Genomic DNA, 18,527 nt, shown 5'->3' with positions numbered 1-18,527 from the left:
ACGTCGTGTGTCCGGGCTTCGTGCGCACGCCGCTGGTCGACAAGCAGATTCCGGAGCAGGCGAAGGAGCTCGGGATCAGCGAAGAGGAAGTGGTGAAGAAGGTGATGCTCGGCAATACGGTCGACGGCGTGTTCACGACCGTTCAGGACGTCGCGCAGACGGTGCTGTTCCTGTCGGCCTTCCCGAGTGCGGCGCTCACGGGCCAGTCGGTCGTCGTCAGCCACGGCTGGTTCATGCAGTGAGGCGGGCGCGGGCGATGTAGCCGCCCGCCGGCGAACGGCATAAAAAAACGCGCTCCGTGGAGCGCGTTTTCATTTCGGCAGGGCGGGGCCGATGACGGCTGCCGCCCGCTCACGCCGAGTTACTTCAGGACGGCTGCGACCGCATTGGCGACCGCGTCCAGGTTGCGCGTGTTCAGCGCGGCGACGCAGATCCGGCCCGTGCCGACCGCGTAGATGCCGAACTCGTCGCGCAGGCGATCGACTTGCGCCGAGGTCAGGCCCGAGTACGAGAACATCCCGCGCTGCTCGTTGATGAAGCTGAAGTCGCGATCGACGCCGCTGGCCTTCAGGCGCTCGACGAGACCGTTGCGCATCGCGCGGATGCGATCGCGCATTTCACCGAGTTCCTGCACCCACGAAGCGTGCAGTTCCGGCGATGCGAGCACCGCTGCGACTACGGCGCCGCCATGGGTCGGCGGGTTCGAGTAGTTCGTACGGATCACGCGCTTCAGTTGCGACAGCACGCGCGTTGCTTCTTCCTTGCTCGACGTGATGATCGACAGTGCGCCGACGCGCTCGCCGTACAGCGAGAACGACTTCGAGAACGACGACGACACGAATGCGTTCAGGTCGGCCGCGGCAAACAGGCGCACGGCGGCAGCATCGGCTTCGATGTTCTCGCCGAAGCCCTGGTAGGCCATGTCGAGGAACGGCACGAGGTTGCGTGCCTTCACGACGTCGACGACCTGTTGCCATTGCGCTTCGGTCAGGTCCACGCCGGTCGGGTTGTGGCAGCACGCGTGCAGCACGACGACCGTGCCTGCCGCGTAGCCGTTCAGTGCCGACAGCATGCCTTCGAAGTTCACGCCGTTGGTGGCAGCGTCGTAATACGGGTACGCAACGACTTCGAAGCCGGCTGCTTCGAACAGCGCGCGGTGGTTTTCCCAGCTCGGATCGCTGATCGCGACCTTCACGTTCGGGTTCACGGTGCGCAGGAAATCGGCGCCGATCTTCAGCGCGCCGGTGCCGCCCAGTGCCTGGGCCGTGACCACGCGACCGGCTGCGATCAGCGGCGAGTCGTTGCCGAGCAGCAGCTTCTGCACGGCCGCATCATAGGCGGCGATCCCGTCGATCGGCAGGTAGCCACGCGGCAGGCCGGCCTCGACACGCACCTTCTCTGCTTCGCGAACCGCGCGCAGCAGCGGAATCTTGCCTTCTTCGTTCGTGTACACACCGACGCCGAGGTTGACCTTGGTCGGACGTGCATCGGCGTTGAAGGCTTCGTTCAGGCCCAGGATCGGGTCGCGGGGAGCAAGCTGGACAGCGGAGAAGAGCGACATGATGATTCGGCAGTAGTGAAAAGAGGGTCAGGCTTTCAACGGGCGGGGCGGGCGCGGCGGACCGCGCGCAGGCAGGCACGACGCCGGAAAGCGCAGCAGCCTGACATTGTAGCGAATTCACGCAGGCGGGGGCGGCGTTTCAGCGGCGAAATTCGGCCGGGAATCGCGATTCCGGGCGGCCGTCGCGCGTCAGGAGCCGACAGCAGTTCGCGCGGCCGCGAAGCGCTAGAATGCTTTCTTTGCCCTCGCTCCGGCCGCATTCCATGTCCGAACATAAAGCCGAAACCGGCGACGCGCTCGACGAATCGAAATTCGTGACCTTCGAAGGGTCGCCGTTCCAGCTGTATCAACCGTATCCGCCCGCAGGCGACCAGCCGACCGCGATCGAGACGCTCGTCGAAGGGGTCGAGGACGGTCTCTCGTTCCAGACGCTGCTCGGCGTGACGGGCTCGGGCAAGACCTTCACGATGGCCAATACGATCGCGCGGCTCGGCCGCCCGGCGATCGTGTTCGCGCCGAACAAGACGCTCGCCGCGCAGCTCTACTCGGAGTTTCGCGAGTTCTTCCCGCGCAACGCGGTCGAGTACTTCGTCTCGTACTACGACTATTACCAGCCTGAAGCGTATGTGCCGCAGCGCGACCTGTTCATCGAAAAGGACTCGTCGATCAACGAGCACATCGAGCAGATGCGGCTGTCGGCGACGAAGAGCCTGATGGAGCGCCGCGACGTCGTGATCGTCGCGACGGTGTCGGCGATCTACGGTATCGGCAACCCGTCCGAATATCACCAGATGATCCTGACGCTGCGCACCGGCGACAAGCTCGGCCAGCGCGACGTGATCGCGCGGCTGATTGCGATGCAGTACACGCGCAACGACCAGGATTTCCAGCGCGGCACGTTCCGTGTGCGCGGCGACACGATCGACATCTTCCCGGCCGAACACGCGGAGTTGGCCGTGCGCGTCGAGCTGTTCGACGACGAGGTCGAGACGCTGCACCTGTTCGACCCGCTGACGGGGCGCGTGCGGCAGAAGATTCCGCGCTTCACCGTGTATCCGTCGTCGCACTACGTGACGCCGCGCGACACCGTGATGCGCGCGGTCGAGACGATCAAGGACGAATTGCGCGAGCGCCTCGAGTACTTTCACAGCGACGGCAAGCTCGTCGAGGCGCAGCGCCTGGAGCAGCGCACGCGCTTCGATCTCGAGATGCTGCAGGAACTCGGCTTCTGCAAGGGCATCGAGAATTACTCGCGGCATTTCTCGGGCGCTGAGCCCGGCGATCCGCCGCCGACTCTCGTCGACTACCTGCCGCCCGATGCGCTGATGCTGCTTGACGAATCGCACGTGCTGATCGGCCAGCTGAACGGCATGTACAACGGCGACCGCGCGCGCAAGGAAAACCTCGTCAACTATGGCTTCCGGCTGCCGTCGGCGCTCGACAACCGGCCGCTCAAGTTCCCCGAGTTCGAACGCAAGATGCGCCAGGTCGTGTTCGTGTCGGCCACGCCGGCCGACTACGAGAAGCGCGTGACAGGGCAGATCGCCGAGCAGGTCGTGCGGCCGACGGGCCTCGTCGATCCGGAAATCGAAGTGCGGCCGGCGAGCTCGCAGGTCGACGACGTGCTGGCCGAGATCAACGCGCGCGTGAAGGCCGAGGAGCGCGTGCTGATCACCGTGCTGACGAAGCGCATGGCCGAGCAGCTCACCGAGTTTCTCGCCGACCACGGGGTCAAGGTGCGTTACCTGCACAGCGACATCGATACGGTCGAGCGCGTCGAGATCATCCGCGACCTGCGGCTCGGCACGTTCGACGTGCTGGTCGGGATCAACCTGCTGCGGGAAGGGCTCGACATTCCCGAGGTGTCGCTCGTCGCGATCCTCGACGCGGACAAGGAAGGCTTCCTGCGCGCCGAGCGCTCGCTGATCCAGACGATCGGCCGTGCCGCGCGGAACGTGAACGGCAAGGCGATCCTGTACGCGGACAACATGACCGAGTCGATGAAGCGCGCGATCGGCGAGACCGAGCGCCGCCGGGCGAAGCAGATCGCGCACAACGAAAAGATGGGCATCACGCCGCGCGGTGTCGTGAAGCGCATCAAGGACATCATCGACGGCGTCTACAACGCGGATGAGGCACGCGCCGAGCTGAAGGAAGCGCAGCAGCGCGCGAAATTCGAGGACATGTCGGAAAAGCAGCTCGCCAAGGAAATCAAGCGCCTCGAGAAGCAGATGGCCGACTACGCGAAGAACCTCGAGTTCGAGAAGGCCGCCGCGACCCGCGACCAGCTTGCGCTGCTGCGCGAGCGCGTGTTCGGCGCGAACGTCGGCGATCACGTCAACGGCGGCCGGTAAATCTTTCCAAGCGTCACCGAAACCGTGCGGTAACGAGCCTGTAAGCCTTGTCGGATCAGGGGTTTACACGGCTCCCCGTTTGTTCGGAAACAGGTTCGGTGCTAAACTCCGCAATTATTGAGAATTGTTCGCATTAACGTTCTTCATCGCGTTAGTGTTTTCGGCGGGCAGGCTTGGCGGTCGGTCCGCATGGTTCCAGATCAAATAACAAGGAGTGTCCATGTTGGGTTCTTCGTTCATCCGCACGACGGTTGCGGTAGCGGCGGCGCTTGCCGCAATGTCGGCCTCGGCTGCCGAATATCCGATCGGCAAGCAGCAGATCCAGGGCGGCATGGAAATCGGCGCGGTGTACCTGCAGCCGATCACGATGGACCCGGAAGGGATGATGCGCAAGGCGTCGGATTCCGACATCCACCTCGAGGCCGACATCCATGCGGTCAAGAACAACCCGACGGGTTTCGCGGAAGGCGACTGGATGCCGTACCTGCAGGTCACGTACAAGCTGACGAAGCAGGGCGACACGAAGTGGAAGGCTGAAGGCGACTTGATGGGCATGGTTGCGAGCGATGGTCCGCACTACGGCGACAACGTGAAGCTGAACGGCCCGGGCAAGTACCACCTGACGATGGTCGTCAAGCCGCCGATGCAGACGGGCCACATGGCGTTCGGCCGTCACATCGACAAGGAAACGGGTGTGGGCGCGTGGTTCAAGCCCGTTACCCTCGAGTACGACTTCCCGTTCGCCGGTATCGGCAAGAAGGGCGGTTACTGATCGGTGGCATCACGGACGGCGCGCTTCGGCGCGCCGTCGGCGTAGAGAACCCAGAATGAAAATTCCCCAGAAAATCGTTGCCGCAGCCGCTGCGTTGTGGCTTGCCGGCGCAGCGCATGCTGCCGATCTGCCGACGTTCAAGCTCGAGATGACGGACGGCAAGCTGAATCCCGCCCGCATCGAAGTGCCGGCCGGCCAGCGTTTCAAGATCGAGATCAAGAACACCGGCAAGGGCGCCGCCGAATTCGAGAGCGTGCAACTGCGCAAGGAAAAGGTGCTCGCACCGGGCGCCGATTCGTTCGTGGTCGTCGCACCGTTGTCACCGGGTGAATACAAGTTTTTCGACGATTTCCACCAGCAGGCGCAGGGCGTGATCGTCGCGAAGTAACGCGTTTTATCTGCGCGCAGGCCACCTGCCCGGTGTACTGCGCGTCAGGAGGTATCGATGGGTCAGATCTTGTTCATCGTCTGGCGGGAGAGCGTCGAAGCGCTGCTCGTCGTCGGCATTCTCTATGCATGGCTGAAAAACGGCGACGACGACGCGCGCCGCGGCCTGCCTTTTCTCTGGGCCGGCGTCGGTGTCGGCCTGCTGATGGCCGTCGGCCTCGGCGCCGCGCTGGTCGGTTTCACCGAAGTGCTGTCCGGCGACGCGCAGGACTACTTCCAGACTGCCATGGTGCTGATCGCATGCGTGCTGATCGTGCAGATGGTGCTGTGGATGCGCCGGCACGGCCGCACGCTGAAGCGCGACATGGAACAATCGCTGCAGCAGAGCACGCGTGATTCGAACTGGTGGGGCGTCGCGGTGCTGGTCGCGCTCGCGATCGCGCGTGAAGGCAGCGAGACTGTGATCTTCCTGTACGGCCTCGGTTTCGGCCAGTCGGGCCATGTCGATGGCAGCCAGATGCTCGCGGTCGTGATCGGCCTTGGTCTTGCATTCCTCACGTTTTATCTGCTGCAACTCGGCGGCAAGTACTTCTCGTGGCGGCATTTTTTCCGCGTCACCGAAGTGATGCTGCTGTTCCTCGGCGCAGGCCTGTTCCAGACCGGCGTCGACAAGCTGATCGACAAGGAAATCCTGCCGCTCGGCATTTCGCAGGTGTGGGACACGTCCGCGATCCTCGATGATTCGGGCACCTTCGGCTCGCTCGTCGCAACGCTGACAGGCTATCGCGCACACCCGGCACTGACCAACCTGGTCGCTTATGCGGTGTACTGGGCGGTGGTCTGGCTGCTGATGAAGCGCGCGAGCCGTCGTCCGGCCGTCGCTGCAGGTCGCGCGGCATGAGCGTTGTCGCCGCAGCCAAGCAGGGCTGGCTCGCGCAGGCCGGCCAGTGGATGCAGCGCCACGGCGCGCTGATCCGCGGCATCCAGTGGGCCGTCGTTGCGATCTATGCGTTCCTGATCATCGTGCCGGCGGTGTTGCCGCTGCCGGACGACTCCGCGCACCTGTGGAACAACCTCACGCTGATCGCGCAATTCACGTTCTGGGGCATCTGGTGGCCGTTCGTGCTGCTGTCGATGGTGATGCTCGGCCGTGTCTGGTGCGGCGTGCTGTGCCCGGAAGGCGCGCTCACCGAATTCGCGAGCAAGTTCGGCCGCGGCGGCCCGATTCCGCGCTGGATGCGGTGGGGTGGCTGGCCGTTCGTCGCGTTCGGGCTCACGACGATCTATGGGCAGATGGTGAGCGTGTATCAGTACCCGCTCGCGGTGCTGTTCGTGCTCGGCGGCTCGACCGTCGGCGCGATCGTGATCGGCGTGCTGTACGGCCGCGAGAAGCGTGTGTGGTGCAAGTACCTGTGCCCGGTCAACGGCGTGTTCGGGCTGCTCGCGCGGCTCGCGCCGATGCGTTACAAGGTCGACGAGGATGCATGGCGCCGCTCGTACAAGAACGGCGAGCATGGCCATCGCGTGATTCCGATCAACTGCGCGCCGCTCGTGCCGTTGCGCAACATGAAGGGCGCGGCGGACTGCCACATGTGCGGCCGCTGCAGCGGGCACCGCGACGCGATCTCGCTGTCGTTGCGCTCGCCGTCCGACGAAGTCGTGAACCTCGGCGCGCAGCAGGCGAACCCGTGGGACACCGCGCTGATCCTGTACGGCCTGCTCGGCGTCGCGATCGGTGCGTTCCACTGGACCGTCAGCCCGTGGTTCGTGCAGATCAAGCAATGGCTCGCGGGCTGGCTGATCGACCATGACATCACGTGGCCGCTCGAAACCAATGCGCCGTGGTTCCTGCTCACGCACTATCCGGATCGCAACGACGTGTTCTCCTGGCTCGACGGGGGGCTGGTCGTCAGCTATATCGTCGGCACGGGGCTCGTGTACGGCACGGCGCTGCTGGTGCTGCTGGCCGGTGCCACGCTGATGCTCGGCCGCTTCGATCGCGTGCGGTTGCATCATCTCGCGCAGGCGTTGATTCCGATCGCAGGCGCAGGCGTGTTCCTTGGCCTGTCGGCCACGACGCTGTCGTTGCTGCGTGCCGAACATGTGCCGCTCGGCTGGGCGACCGATGTGCGCCTCGCGATCCTGGTCGGCGCCAACGCATGGAGTGCGTGGCTCGCGTTGAAAGTGACGGGGCGCTATGCGGGCTGGCCGCGCCGGCTTGCGGCATTCGCGTGGTTCGCCGCCGCGCTTGCCGTCATCGACAGCGCATGGTGGTTGATGTTCTGGGGTTTCTGAAGCGGATCGCGTGCCGCTTCGGCGGTTACGCATCGACGCGGTAACGAATCTGGGCGGCATGCTTTACGCATTGGCCGCCCAAACAAAAAAGCGACACGTCGGATGACGTGTCGCTTTTTTTCTTCCTTGTGCGAGAACCAAAAAAAGTGGCTTGGCTTGCTGCAACGGCTGCTTGAGTGTGTTTGCACGAAGGGGTCTAGATCTCGCGTGCAAGCCGTTACGCTGGCTACTGCCCAACACCTCTCAGGGAGGTGGTCCCCACAATACTCTGTCGTTACTTCGTCAGGATCAGTTTGCCGAGCCGTGTGGCGCGCAACTGATAAGTCTCTCCGTTATGCGCGATGCTGACGTGGCTTTGGCCTTGCAGCAGCGCATCGCTGCTGACGACCCGCGTGCCTGCATCGCGGTTGCCGGCGGGTTTCGCCGGCGTGGTGACCGCTGCCGTCTTCTGTCGGCTGCTGCCTGCGGTGCCGGTCGTGTGGCGCAAGGTCAGCGTGGTCGGGCGCATGGTGTCGGTCATTCGGTTGATCGGTGACTGTCGATACGATGGAATGAATTCTAAATGATAACTATTCCCATTTACAAAAACTCTTTATCGATCGGAAAGGCGAATCTGATAGCTTGACTCAAAGGGGCGGCCCGCAGGCCGCCACCGGGTTCAGTGCAGCGGATCGGGGGCCTTGCGGCCCTGCGCGTACTCGCGGATCAGGCGGACCGTGTCGATATCTGACGTGCGGTACGCTTCCTTGACGATCCCGTGTGTCTGACGCGCGTCTTCGCTGTCGTCCGTGACGACCAGCGTCGTGCGGTATTCGAAACGCAGGAACAGCTCGTGGTCGTCGCGTTCCTCGATCGTCATCGTCAGTGAGCCGCCGATCTCGCCGTCGGCGGCGAGGATGTCATAGCGAACCTGCTGATTCGGCGTGAACGTGACGCGGTCGCGCACGGTCGCGTGACCGTAGTGCAGCTCACGTTCGAGCGTCGTGTCCGTCCGTTCGTGGACGACACAGCTGTCGAGACCGAGCACGAACAGTTGCGGCTGTTCGGCGCGCAGCACGAGACCTTCCCAGAGCTGGTCGCGGGTGAGGGTCGGCACGGCCGGATCGTCGGAATTGATCTGGATCAGATGTTCGAAGTTCAAGGGGACGGGTTCCTTCTGGTGGCGGGCGGCCACATGGTTCAAGAAGTCATTGTGACGCAAAACGGGCGGTTTCGCGGCACGTGCGCGCCCGTCCGGGCGTCATGCTTCGATGCGGCCCATGCGACCGGCCTGGTAGTCGACGACCGCCTGCCGGATCTCTTCTTCGGTATTCATCACGAACGGGCCGTAGCGGACGATCGGCTCGTTAAGCGGTACGCCGCCGATCAGCAGCAGGTCGAGCGGCGTGTCGCTGGCGGCAAACGTGACCGTGTCGCCGTCGTCGCAGTACACGACCATATGCCGTGCGTCGACCGCCTGCCTGGCGGGCCCGTAGAGGCCCGTTCCGTCGATCGGATAGGCGAACACACGATAGCCTGCAGGAACGGACTGCGTGACCGTTGCACCGGGCTGTAGCGTGAAATGCTGGTAGAGGATCGGTGTACGTGTCTCGATCGCGGCGCGGACGCCGAACGCTTCGCCGGCGATGACGCGCACCCGGGCGCGGCCGTCAGGTGATGTCGCGGTCGGGATGCGGTCGGCCGGGATCTCCTGGTAGCGCGGCGCGATCAGCTTGTCGCGCCGCGGCAGGTTGACCCACAGCTGGAAGCCGTGGGTGCGCCCGCCCGTCTGCGCGAATTCCGGATCCGGCATCTCGCTGTGCACGACGCCAGCGCCTGCCGTCATCCATTGCACGTCTCCCGGGCCGAGCGTGCCGGCATGGCCGGACGAGTCGCGATGGCGGAAGCGCCCGTCGAGTGCGTAGGTCACGGTCTCGAAGCCGCGATGCGGATGATCGGGGGCGCCCTTGGCCTCGCCGGGCGCGTAGTCGATGGGGCCCATTTCGTCGAGCAGCAGGAACGGATCGAAATCCATCAGCAGCCGGGTCGGGAACGGGCGGTGAACCACGAAACCGCCGCCTTCGGTCGTGCGAAGCGCGGGGTACGTACGGTCAAGCGAGCGGGCGGTCGTCATGGGGATTCCCTCGAAATGATCGGAATAGCGTTATTTTTGAAACATAGCGCTATTATATTGGGCGTTTTACCGTTCGATTCGCGACGGTTCGCAATGGATTGTTCTGAAAATGGAACGATGAGATGAATATCGATGCACATAACCTGAACGACCTGATGTACTTTTCGCAGGTCGTCGAACACGGCGGTTTCTCGGCCGCGGAGCGCGTGCTGGGCATCTCGAAATCGCGCCTGTCGCGGCGCCTGACCGAACTCGAGGCGGCGCTCGGCGTGCGCCTGCTGCAGCGCTCGACACGCAAGCTCGCACTGACCGAGGCGGGGGAGCTGTTCTACCAGCATTGCCAGGCGATGCTGGCCGAAGCGCAGGCCGCGATGAACGCGGTCCAGCAGTTGCGCTCGTCGCCGCGCGGCTCGGTGCGCGTCAGCGTGCCCGTGACGCTGTCGCAGACGATGCTGTCGCGCATCCTGCCCGAATTCCTGCGCCGCTATCCCGAAGTGAAGGTGCACGTCCGCGTGACGAATCGCGTGATCGACCTGTTCGAGGATTCGATCGACGTCGCGCTGCGCGTGCGCTCGGAGCCGCCGCAGAACGCGAACATCGTCGTGCGGCCGCTGTGGCGCACCGAGCAGATGCTGGTTGGCGCGCCGAGCCTGCTGAGCCAGAATGCGCCGCCGCTGGTGCCGGACGACCTGAGCGGATTCGAGACACTCGATACGCCGAGCGTCGACGGGCGGCACGTGTTCAACCTGATCGCGCCGGACGGTACGCGTCACGTGCACGAGCACGACCCGCGGCTCGTGACGGCCGACCTGATGACGATCCGCGAAGCCGTGCTCGATGGCCTCGGCATCGCGGCATTGCCGGAGATGATGTATGGCAACGCGCTGCGCGCGGGGCAATTGTCGCCCGTGATGCCGGGCTGGACGCTTCCGGTGCCGCAACTGTACGCGGTGTTCGTGTCGCGGCAGGGGATGCCGCCCGCGGTGCGTGCGTTTGTCGACTATCTGGTCGAGAAGCTCGATCACGGCGCCTACAAGGATCCGGGGTGCCCGGAGCGTGCGAAGAAGGAAGCGGCGGCCGATGCTTCGGCGACCTGAACACGACGTGCACGGCGAGGCAAATTTGTTTTGTCATTGAAGCGTCGCCTGCAATCGCAAGTTTCAATCGCCAGAACCTTGAATGCGCGGGCGCGCGGGCCTATATTGAAATCCCATTTCGTGAAGGAAGTTCTGAGCGAAATCAGGTGGCCGCATATATTGCGAGCCAGATAGGGCAGAACGCGCAGTCCGTGCAGACCACGGCAGAGTCGCATTTGCGTTGCTCGAGGCGCAACCGATACCGCCAAAGAGCCCGCCGCCCGAAGGCGCCCGCGTGCGCATGAAAAAAGGCCTTCATCTGGCGATGAAGGCCTTTTACTTTGTGCGTGGCCGGCGAGGTGCGGCCGGCGAGGTGTGGCCGGCGAGGCGCGGCCGGCTAGGTGTGGCCGACGAGGTGCTACCGACGCCTCGTACCGTGCGTACGTTACTTCGCTTTCGCGGTCGGCTCCGTCACGAAGCCGAGCTTCGTCAGGCCGCCTGCCTGCGCATCCGACATCACTTCCGCGACGTGTTCGTAGGCGACCTTGCGGTCGGCACGCAGGTGCAACTCCGGTTGCGGCGTGCGCTTTGCCGCTTCCGCGATGCGTTCCTGCAATTGTGCGCGCGTGACGGTGTGGTCGTCCCACAGGATCGTGCCGTCACCCTGGATCGCGACGTCGACCGTCTGTGGCTTTTCGTCGACGGGCTGGCTGCTGGCGTGCGGCAGGTCGATCTTCACCGCATGCTGCATCGCCGGGATCGTCACGAGGAAAATAATCAGGAGTACGAGCATGACGTCGACGAGCGGCGTCATGTTGATCTCGCTCATCACTGCATCGTCGTCATCGTCGCTGAAACCGGTGTTCATTGCCATGGTTCACCCCGCCTCAGCTGGCGCGCGTCGCGAGACGCAGGCCGTCGCGAGCCGACGACGACGCGAGGCTCGCGCCCGTCACGAAGTATGCGTGCAGGCCGTGTGCGAAGCGGCGCAGCTTGCTGACGACACCCTTGTTCGCACGGGTGAGTGCGTTGTAGCCGAGCACGGCCGGGATCGCGACGAACAGGCCGAAGGCGGTCATGATCAGCGATTCGCCGACCGGGCCCGCGACCTGGTCGATCGACGTCTGGCCGGATGCGCCGATCGCGAGCAGTGCGTGGTAGATCCCCCAGACCGTACCGAACAGGCCGACGAACGGCGCCGTGCTGCCGATCGACGCGAGGATCGCGAGACCGCTCTGCATGCGCGAGATGCCTTCGTCCATCGTGTCCTTCAGGCAGCGCGTGACCCAGTCCGACACGTCCATGCGGTCGTGCAGGTGCGGCTGCGTCTGGTGGTGGTGATCGGCGGCTTCCTTGCCCGACAGCGCGAGCGCGAGGAACGGGTTGTCGTTCGGCGTCGAGGCGGCGAGCCCGAGCTTCTTGATGCCGTCGTCGAAGTCGTCCGAATGCCAGAACGCCTGTTCGGCGTTCTTCGTCAGGCGGTTCAGGCGGATCACGTTCCAGCCCTTGATGACGATCACGATCCACGACAGGACCGACATCACGAGCAGCGTGATCGCGATGGCGCGCGTGACGAAATCACCTTGCGCCCAGACGTGCGCGATACCGTAGCTTTGCATTTTCTTGTTTCCTTTGAATCTACCGAATATGACGGGTTAGTCGTCAAGCGTGAAGTTGAAGGGCAGCGTATGGGCGGCGCGGATCGCCTGGCCGTTCTCGATATACGGCGGACAGGTGCTGGCGCGCGTCGCGTCGAGCGCGGCTTCGTCGAGACGCGGATAGCCGCTGCTCTTCTGCAGCTGGACGCTTTCGATCTTGCCCGTCACGCCGATGATGAAGTGAACATAGGCCGTGCCCGTTTCGCCGCGACGGCGCGACATCGACGGATAGGTCGGCTTCACGAAATTGCAGGTGAGCGCCGAGACGTTCTTCGGTGCGCTGACCTGCATCGTCTCGCGAGCCGGGCCAGGCGCCGCAGCGGGCGCAGCAGGCGCCGGCGCGGCGGGAGCCGGTGTCGGAGCGACGGCTGCCGGCGCGGGCGTCGGCGACGGTGCCTGCGAGACCGGCTGAGGCGTCGGCACTGCTTTCTGCACCGGCTTCGGCTCGACCTTCGGCTTCACGCGCGGCGTGGGCTTGGGCGGCGTGGGCTGCTGCGCGGCCGACTGGACCGCGACCGGCTGGGCAGGGGGCGCAGGCGGAATGAGTTGCGCGGTGATCGACTGAACCTCGATCTCCTTCGGCGGCGGCGGTGCGTTGCGATGGAGCCAGGCGGCCGTCAGCATGATCGCGTGTGCGGCAAGCACACCGACCGCGACAACGATCACACGGGGATTCATACGTGGTGCAGCCGGCATGGCGCCGGCAGGAGCGAGATGCGAAGCCTGCATGTTAGCTTGAAAGAACGATGTCGCACCCGGGGCGCGGCGGGTGAATCGGCATCACTTGCGGAAGATCAGCAGCGAGATGCAAACGGTGGTCACAAATCCGATCAGCAATTCCATGACAGGCTCCTTGGCAGGTAAGCCGCTGGCTCGCGCAGACGGTGGCTTGCTGACGGTCAAAACAAAAAATGCGGCCTGGGCCGCATACGCACACTCGGCGCCGGTCAGGCGGCCTTGCGGTCGTAGAACGTGACCGGGATCGGGTGAGCATGGTGCTCGACACCGCACTGGCTCGCGCAGACGCCTTGTTCGGCCATGAGGTCGCGTACGGACTCCTCGCACTTGCCGCAGCACGTGGCCACGCCGAGCTCGAACTGGAGTTCATCGAAAGAGTTCACGCCCTCAGCGAGGGACGCGCGAATCTTGCGATCGGAAACAGACTTGCACACGCAGACGATCATGATGAGTTGCGATAGCTAACGGTAATGCGAATTATTATCATTAAATTTGCGGACGTTGACAAGCCTGGGGCGGGCTTTTTTTACGGTCATCGGACCCTTGAAACGTCGGGGTGGGGGAGCGGCACGCGGAAGAGGGCGTGCCGGCCGGTATCAGGCGGTCGCGCAGGCGCGCGCGTTCGGCGAGGAAATGGTGACGGATTCGATCGGCGCAGTGAGGCCGAGCAACGTCGATGCGAGTACCTGCAACTGGCGGCCGTCGCTGGTCGAGCAGAAGCGGGGCGGCGTCGCGCGCGTGCCGGCGGGGGCGCGCAGGTGGCGCTCGTCGAGCATCCGCACGAGCTGGCGCGCGATCGCATCGCTGGTGTCGACGATCGTCAGGCGGTCGCCCACAAGGTCACGAATCGTTTCGGTGAAGAACGGGTAGTGCGTGCAGCCGAGTACCAGCGTATCGGCGCCGTCGTCGAGCATCGGTTGCAGGTAGCTGTCGAGCAACGCGCGCAACGCGGGCGAATTCGTGTCGCCGCGCTCGATGGCCTCGACGAGCCCGTGGCCGGGCTGGCAGATGAAGCGGCGGCCGGCGCCGTAGCGGTCGAGCAGCGCCCGGAAACGCGGGCTGTTCAGCGTCGACTGCGTGGCGAGGACGCCCGCGACGCCGCTCGCGGACACGGCGGCGGCCGGCTTGATGCCCGGCTCGACGCCGACGAGCGGCATCGACAGGTGTTCGCGGGTCGCGGCGATCGCGCGTGCGGTCGCCGTGTTGCAGGCGATCACGAGTGCTTTTGCCCCTTCGCGGGCCAGCCACTCGCCGATTGCCAGCGTGCGTTCCGTAATGAACGCCTCATCGCGCGGACCATACGGCGCATGGTGCGAATCGGCGACGTAGATGAACGATTCGTCGGGCAGCTGCGCGCGTACGGCGCGCAGCACCGACAGGCCGCCCAGCCCTGAATCGAAGATGCCGATGGGGGCGACGGCCGAGGCCGTCGCTGCGATAACGGAAGGTGTCGACATGAACGGGCTGGGGGCGATTACGGGAAGCGTGGAGAGAGTTTACTCCGGCGTACCCATCATCGTTTGCTGGTAGTTCTGCAGGCCGACCTTGCCGATCAGGTCGATCTGCGTTTCCAGCCAGTCGATGTGCTCTTCGGTGTCGTCGAGGATCTTTTCGAAGATCTCGCGCGACACATAGTCACGAACCGATTCGCAGTAGGCGATCGCTTCCTTGCAGGTGGACTGCGAGATCTGCTCGAGCTTCAGGTCGCACTTCAGGATCTCTTCGGTTTCCTCGCCGACGAGCAGCTTGTGCAGGTCCTGCAGGTTCGGCAGGCCGTCGAGCATGAAGACGCGCTCGATCAGCCAGTCGGCGTGCTTCATTTCGCCGATCGACTCGTCGTACTCGTGCTTGCCGAGCTTCTCGAGGCCCCAGTGCTTGTACATGCGCGCATGCAGGAAGTACTGGTTGATCGCCGTGAGTTCATTCTTCAACTGGGCGTTCAGATATTCGATGACTTTCTTGTCGCCTTGCATGGCTTGTTCCTTGTTCAGTGGGGCTTCAGAAACCGAAAGATAATCGCTCGAACGAGAAAAGCCAAGCCTCAAAGCCTTGCCGGGCCTGCCTTTTGCGTGTAATGAGAATCAGCCTCGTATGACCGGCCGCACACAATAATGAGAATGAGAAGTAAAAAGGCCGGACTTCCGTCCGGCCTTTCGTTCGATCGCGCTTAAGCGGCTGCGACCGGGATCTTGCCGATCTTCGCCTGCCACTCCTTCGGACCGGTCTGGTGCACCGACGTGCCCGACGAATCGACAGCAACTGTTACAGGCATGTCCTGCACGTCGAACTCGTAGATCGCTTCCATGCCGAGGTCTTCGAATGCGAGCACCTTCGCGCCTCGGATCGCCTTCGACACGAGGTAAGCCGCGCCGCCGACCGCCATCAGGTAGGCCGCCTTGTGCTTCTTGATCGCGTCGATCGCGACCGGGCCGCGCTCGGCCTTGCCGACCATCGAGATCAGGCCGGTTTGCGCGAGCATCGTCTCGGTGAACTTGTCCATGCGCGTGGCCGTCGTCGGGCCTGCCGGGCCGACCACTTCGTCGCGGACCGGATCGACCGGGCCGACGTAGTAGATCACGCGGTTCGTGAAGTCGACCGGCAGCTTCTCGCCCTTCGCGAGCATGTCGGCGATACGCTTGTGCGCGGCGTCGCGGCCGGTGAGCATCTTGCCCGACAGCAGCAGCGTCTGGCCCGGCGCCCAGCTGGCGACTTCTTCCGGCGTCAGCGTGTTCAGGTCGACACGCTTGCTGGTTTCGGTATTCGGCTCCCAGTTGACCTTCGGCCACGCGTCGAGCGACGGCGCTTCAAGCTTGGCCGGGCCCGAGCCGTCGAGCACGAAGTGCGCGTGGCGCGTCGCCGCGCAGTTCGGGATCAGCGCGACCGGCTTCGATGCCGCGTGCGTCGGTGCGGCCATGATCTTCACGTCGAGCACGGTCGCCAGGCCGCCAAGGCCCTGGGCGCCGATGCCGAGCGCGTTGACCTTCTCGTGCAGCTCGACGCGCAGTTCCTCGACCCAGTCCTTCGGGCCGCGCGCGATGATTTCCTGGATGTCGATCGGCTCCATCAGCGATTCCTTCGCCATCAGCATCGCCTTTTCGGCCGTGCCGCCGATGCCGATCCCCAGCATGCCGGGCGGGCACCAGCCCGCGCCCATCGTCGGGACCGTCTTCAGCACCCAGTCGACGATCGAGTCGGACGGGTTCAGCATCACGAACTTCGACTTGTTCTCCGAGCCGCCGCCCTTCGCCGCAACCTGCACGTCGACCTTGTCGCCCGGCACGATCTCGTAGTGGATCACGGCCGGCGTGTTGTCCTTCGTGTTCTTGCGGGCGCCTTCCGGCGGATTGACGATCGACGCGCGCAGCACGTTGTCCGGGTGCGTGTAACCGCGGCGCACGCCTTCGTTGATCATGTCGGTGAGGCCCATCGTCGCGCCGTCCCAGCGCACGTCCATGCCGACCTTCACGAAGATCGTGACGATGCCGGTGTCCTGGCAGATCGGGCGCTTGCCTTCCGCGCACATGCGGCTGTTCGTGAGGATCTGCGCGATCGCATCCTTCGCGGCCGGGCTTTCTTCCAGCTCGTACGCGCGGCCGAGGGCCTGGATGTAGTCGAGCGGATGGTAGTAGCTGATGTACTGCAGCGAATCCGCGATGCTCTGGATCAGGTCTTCCTGTTTGATGACGGTCATGGCTGAGACTCTGTGGGGACTGTGGGGAATGCGTTTATGCGTTGACGGCTGCGTCGGCCGGCTTGCGGGGCTCGTTCGCTGCGGGCGCGTGCGCCTCGTGGGCGTGCGGCTCGTGGAAATGGGCCGGGTGCGTGTGCGTCGTCAGGCGGTCGACCCACGCCATCACGAGCGCCGACACCAGGAACGACACGTGGATGATCACCTGCCACATGATCGCGTGCATCGTGTGCTGGTCGGGGTTGATGAACGTCTTCAGCAGGTGGATCGACGAAATGCTGATCAGCGCCATCGACAGCTTGACCTTCAGCACGCCCGCGTTCACGTGGTCGAGCCACTCGGGCTCGTCGGGGTGGCCCTCGATGCCGAGGCGCGACACGAACGTTTCGTAACCGCCGACGATCACCATGATCAGCAGGTTCGAGATCATCACCACGTCGATCAGGCCGAGCACCGCGAGCATCACGCTGACTTCGTCCAGGCTCGTCGCATGCGACAGCAGGTGCCAGACTTCCTTCAGGAACAGGAACACGTAGACGGCTTGCGCAACGATCAGGCCGAGGTAAAGCGGAACCTGGAGCCAGCGGCTCATGAAAATCAGCGCGGGAAGGGGGCGAAGCGGGCGACGCGCGGGGCGGCCGGGCGAATGCGGGGCAGACATGGTGGAAAGTCGGGCGCGGTGCGCAGGTATCGGGGGTAATCTTGAAAAGGCGCGCTATTGTAACGCGTCGGCCGGCGCGACTGCAGTGACGCGCCGGCTCTTCCAGGGACGGATCAGGAGGCGGCAGCCGGCACGCGTTTCACGCGCAGGCTCGCGAGCACGATACCGGTGACGACGCACGCGAGCGCGATGCCGTGAGCGAGCGCCGGGCGCTCGCCGAGGAACGCGATGCCATACGCTGCGGCCGCGACCGGCAGCACGGCGCTGAACACGCCGGCCAGGCTGCCCGGCACGTGCCGGATGCCTTTCATCCACAGCCAGAACGAGAAGATGCTGGCCGACAGGCCGTACCAGACGACGAGCGCCCAGGTGCTGGCCGGCACGCTCGCGTAATCGAAACGCCACATGGCCGTCGCGCCGAGCGGCAGCATCAGGCACAGGCCGAACAGGTGGGTGTACGCGCAGATGTCGATCGGCGCGAGCGTCTGCGTGAGGCGGCGCGACAGGATCACGTAGATCGATTCGCAGCACACCGCGCCAAGGATCAGCAGGTTGCCGGTGAGCGACGACGACGCGCCGTGCCCGGCCGCGCTGCCGTTCGCGAGGTTGATCGTCACGACGCCGGCGATCGCGAGTGCAATCGACACGAGCGCACGGCCGTTCGGTTTTTCACGCAGGATCAGCCACGCGAACAGCGCGACGATCGCCGGGATCGTGCTGGTGATCACGCCGGCGGCGACCGCGCTCGTGCGTTGCACACCGTTCAGCATCAGCAGCGTGAACATGAAGGTGCCGAAGAACGCCTGCAGGAACAGGTTCAGCCATTCGCCGCGCTTGACCGTGCGCATCTTCACCGGGCTGAACAGCGGCCACAGCACGGCGATCGCGATCACGAAGCGCAGCGTGGCGAGGATGGCGACGGGGACGAAGACGACGATCGATTTGCCGATACCGACATTGCTGCCGACGAACAGCATCGACAGCACGAGAAAGAAAGCGTAGCGATTCAAGCTGGAATCCGGAAGGCGAGTTCAGTTAGGATTGTAGGGTCGCGCTCGTTACAGCGTAAAGCTGCAAGCGGGCGCCGCCCGGCGGGCGAAACGGCCGTGCCGCGTAAGTGACGGGTAAGTTCGAGCGCTTATTGTGGACACTGTCGGGTCGCCCGGTCGCCATGCGCGACGTGGTGCGGCGCAGCATCGCGCAGTAGCCCTCGGGCCGTGCGCG

General features: G+C 64.5%; 19 protein-coding genes and 1 pseudogene. 7 read left to right on the top strand and 13 right to left on the bottom strand.

The annotated features are described in order from the left end of the window. Positions 1-242 (top strand): annotated as a pseudogene (locus G3O06_RS26355) (3-hydroxybutyrate dehydrogenase); the annotation flags it as partial. A gap of 119 nt (positions 243-361) precedes the next feature. Here G3O06_RS26355 and G3O06_RS26350 read toward each other — a convergent pair. Beyond that, positions 362-1,561, bottom strand: a complete 1,200-nt coding sequence (locus G3O06_RS26350) for an amino acid aminotransferase (protein ID WP_043188767.1) — start codon at positions 1,559-1,561, stop codon at positions 362-364. Between the two features lie 263 nt (positions 1,562-1,824). On the opposite strand from G3O06_RS26350, the gene uvrB reads away from it, so the two are divergent. The 5 genes from uvrB to G3O06_RS26325 all read left to right on the top strand — a co-directional run bounded on the left by uvrB (position 1,825) and on the right by G3O06_RS26325 (position 7,369). Continuing rightward, the gene (gene uvrB / locus G3O06_RS26345; protein ID WP_174918915.1) at positions 1,825-3,915 is read left to right on the top strand and encodes an excinuclease ABC subunit UvrB; all 2,091 of its coding nucleotides are present in this window, start codon (positions 1,825-1,827) and stop codon (positions 3,913-3,915) included. A 220-nt stretch (positions 3,916-4,135) separates the two neighbouring features. Beyond that, positions 4,136-4,687, top strand: a complete 552-nt coding sequence (locus tag G3O06_RS26340; protein WP_174918916.1) for an iron transporter — start codon at positions 4,136-4,138, stop codon at positions 4,685-4,687. 55 nt (positions 4,688-4,742) lie between these two features. Beyond that, complete coding sequence (locus tag G3O06_RS26335; protein ID WP_034190351.1) at positions 4,743-5,075, top strand: cupredoxin domain-containing protein; 333 nt, start codon at positions 4,743-4,745, stop codon at positions 5,073-5,075. 57 nt (positions 5,076-5,132) lie between these two features. Next, on the top strand, positions 5,133-5,975 hold the full coding sequence (locus G3O06_RS26330; protein ID WP_027784952.1) for an FTR1 family protein: 843 nt from the start codon (positions 5,133-5,135) through the stop codon (positions 5,973-5,975). Beyond that, complete coding sequence (locus G3O06_RS26325; RefSeq protein ID WP_205817978.1) at positions 5,972-7,369, top strand: 4Fe-4S binding protein; 1,398 nt, start codon at positions 5,972-5,974, stop codon at positions 7,367-7,369. The genes G3O06_RS26330 and G3O06_RS26325 overlap by 4 nt, the downstream gene beginning before the upstream one ends. A gap of 274 nt (positions 7,370-7,643) precedes the next feature. Here G3O06_RS26325 and G3O06_RS26320 read toward each other — a convergent pair whose 3' ends face one another. The 3 genes from G3O06_RS26320 to G3O06_RS26310 all read right to left on the bottom strand — a co-directional run bounded on the left by G3O06_RS26320 (position 7,644) and on the right by G3O06_RS26310 (position 9,482). Next, a complete protein-coding gene (locus tag G3O06_RS26320; RefSeq protein ID WP_174918918.1) occupies positions 7,644-7,889 on the bottom strand; it encodes a hemin uptake protein HemP in 246 nt (81 codons plus the stop codon). A gap of 138 nt (positions 7,890-8,027) precedes the next feature. After that, positions 8,028-8,510, bottom strand: a complete 483-nt coding sequence (locus tag G3O06_RS26315; RefSeq protein WP_174918919.1) for an SRPBCC family protein — start codon at positions 8,508-8,510, stop codon at positions 8,028-8,030. Between the two features lie 99 nt (positions 8,511-8,609). Further along, positions 8,610-9,482 carry a pirin family protein gene (locus tag G3O06_RS26310; protein ID WP_205817977.1) on the bottom strand — a complete coding sequence of 291 codons (873 nt, stop codon included), beginning with the start codon at positions 9,480-9,482 and terminating at the stop codon, positions 8,610-8,612. Between the two features lie 122 nt (positions 9,483-9,604). Here G3O06_RS26310 and G3O06_RS26305 point away from each other — a divergent pair, with 122 nt between their 5' ends. Next, positions 9,605-10,579: a LysR family transcriptional regulator gene (locus tag G3O06_RS26305; RefSeq protein ID WP_174974237.1), complete on the top strand. Its 975-nt coding sequence runs from the start codon at positions 9,605-9,607 to the stop codon at positions 10,577-10,579. A 424-nt stretch (positions 10,580-11,003) separates the two neighbouring features. Here G3O06_RS26305 and G3O06_RS26300 read toward each other — a convergent pair whose 3' ends face one another. The 9 genes from G3O06_RS26300 to G3O06_RS26260 all read right to left on the bottom strand — a co-directional run bounded on the left by G3O06_RS26300 (position 11,004) and on the right by G3O06_RS26260 (position 18,313). Then, entirely contained in the window at positions 11,004-11,432 is a 429-nt protein-coding gene (locus G3O06_RS26300; protein WP_174918921.1) for a biopolymer transporter ExbD, read from the bottom strand. A gap of 13 nt (positions 11,433-11,445) precedes the next feature. Beyond that, complete coding sequence (locus tag G3O06_RS26295; protein WP_174918922.1) at positions 11,446-12,177, bottom strand: MotA/TolQ/ExbB proton channel family protein; 732 nt, start codon at positions 12,175-12,177, stop codon at positions 11,446-11,448. 36 nt (positions 12,178-12,213) lie between these two features. Further along, positions 12,214-12,945 (bottom strand): energy transducer TonB, encoded by a 732-nt coding sequence (locus tag G3O06_RS26290; RefSeq protein WP_174918923.1) that lies wholly within the window; start codon positions 12,943-12,945, stop codon positions 12,214-12,216. 218 nt (positions 12,946-13,163) lie between these two features. Beyond that, on the bottom strand, positions 13,164-13,400 hold the full coding sequence (locus G3O06_RS26285) for a (2Fe-2S)-binding protein (protein WP_057929462.1): 237 nt from the start codon (positions 13,398-13,400) through the stop codon (positions 13,164-13,166). A 150-nt stretch (positions 13,401-13,550) separates the two neighbouring features. After that, positions 13,551-14,411 carry a glutamate racemase gene (murI, locus tag G3O06_RS26280; protein ID WP_205817976.1) on the bottom strand — a complete coding sequence of 287 codons (861 nt, stop codon included), beginning with the start codon at positions 14,409-14,411 and terminating at the stop codon, positions 13,551-13,553. 39 nt (positions 14,412-14,450) lie between these two features. Further along, positions 14,451-14,927 (bottom strand): bacterioferritin, encoded by a 477-nt coding sequence (gene bfr / locus G3O06_RS26275; protein ID WP_039370101.1) that lies wholly within the window; start codon positions 14,925-14,927, stop codon positions 14,451-14,453. A 194-nt stretch (positions 14,928-15,121) separates the two neighbouring features. Further along, entirely contained in the window at positions 15,122-16,645 is a 1,524-nt protein-coding gene (locus tag G3O06_RS26270; RefSeq protein ID WP_174918925.1) for a fumarate hydratase, read from the bottom strand. Between the two features lie 34 nt (positions 16,646-16,679). Next, positions 16,680-17,303 (bottom strand): TIGR00645 family protein, encoded by a 624-nt coding sequence (locus G3O06_RS26265; protein ID WP_205817975.1) that lies wholly within the window; start codon positions 17,301-17,303, stop codon positions 16,680-16,682. Between the two features lie 113 nt (positions 17,304-17,416). Continuing rightward, positions 17,417-18,313, bottom strand: coding sequence for a DMT family transporter (locus tag G3O06_RS26260; protein WP_205817974.1), 897 nt, complete (start codon positions 18,311-18,313; stop codon positions 17,417-17,419). Between the last annotated feature and the right edge of the window lie 214 nt (positions 18,314-18,527).

Source organism: Burkholderia sp. Ac-20345, from assembly GCF_017104825.1.
In the GTDB taxonomy this organism is placed as follows: Bacteria; Pseudomonadota; Gammaproteobacteria; order Burkholderiales; family Burkholderiaceae; genus Burkholderia; species Burkholderia lata_B.
This window is presented reverse-complemented; position numbering and strand designations above follow the sequence as displayed.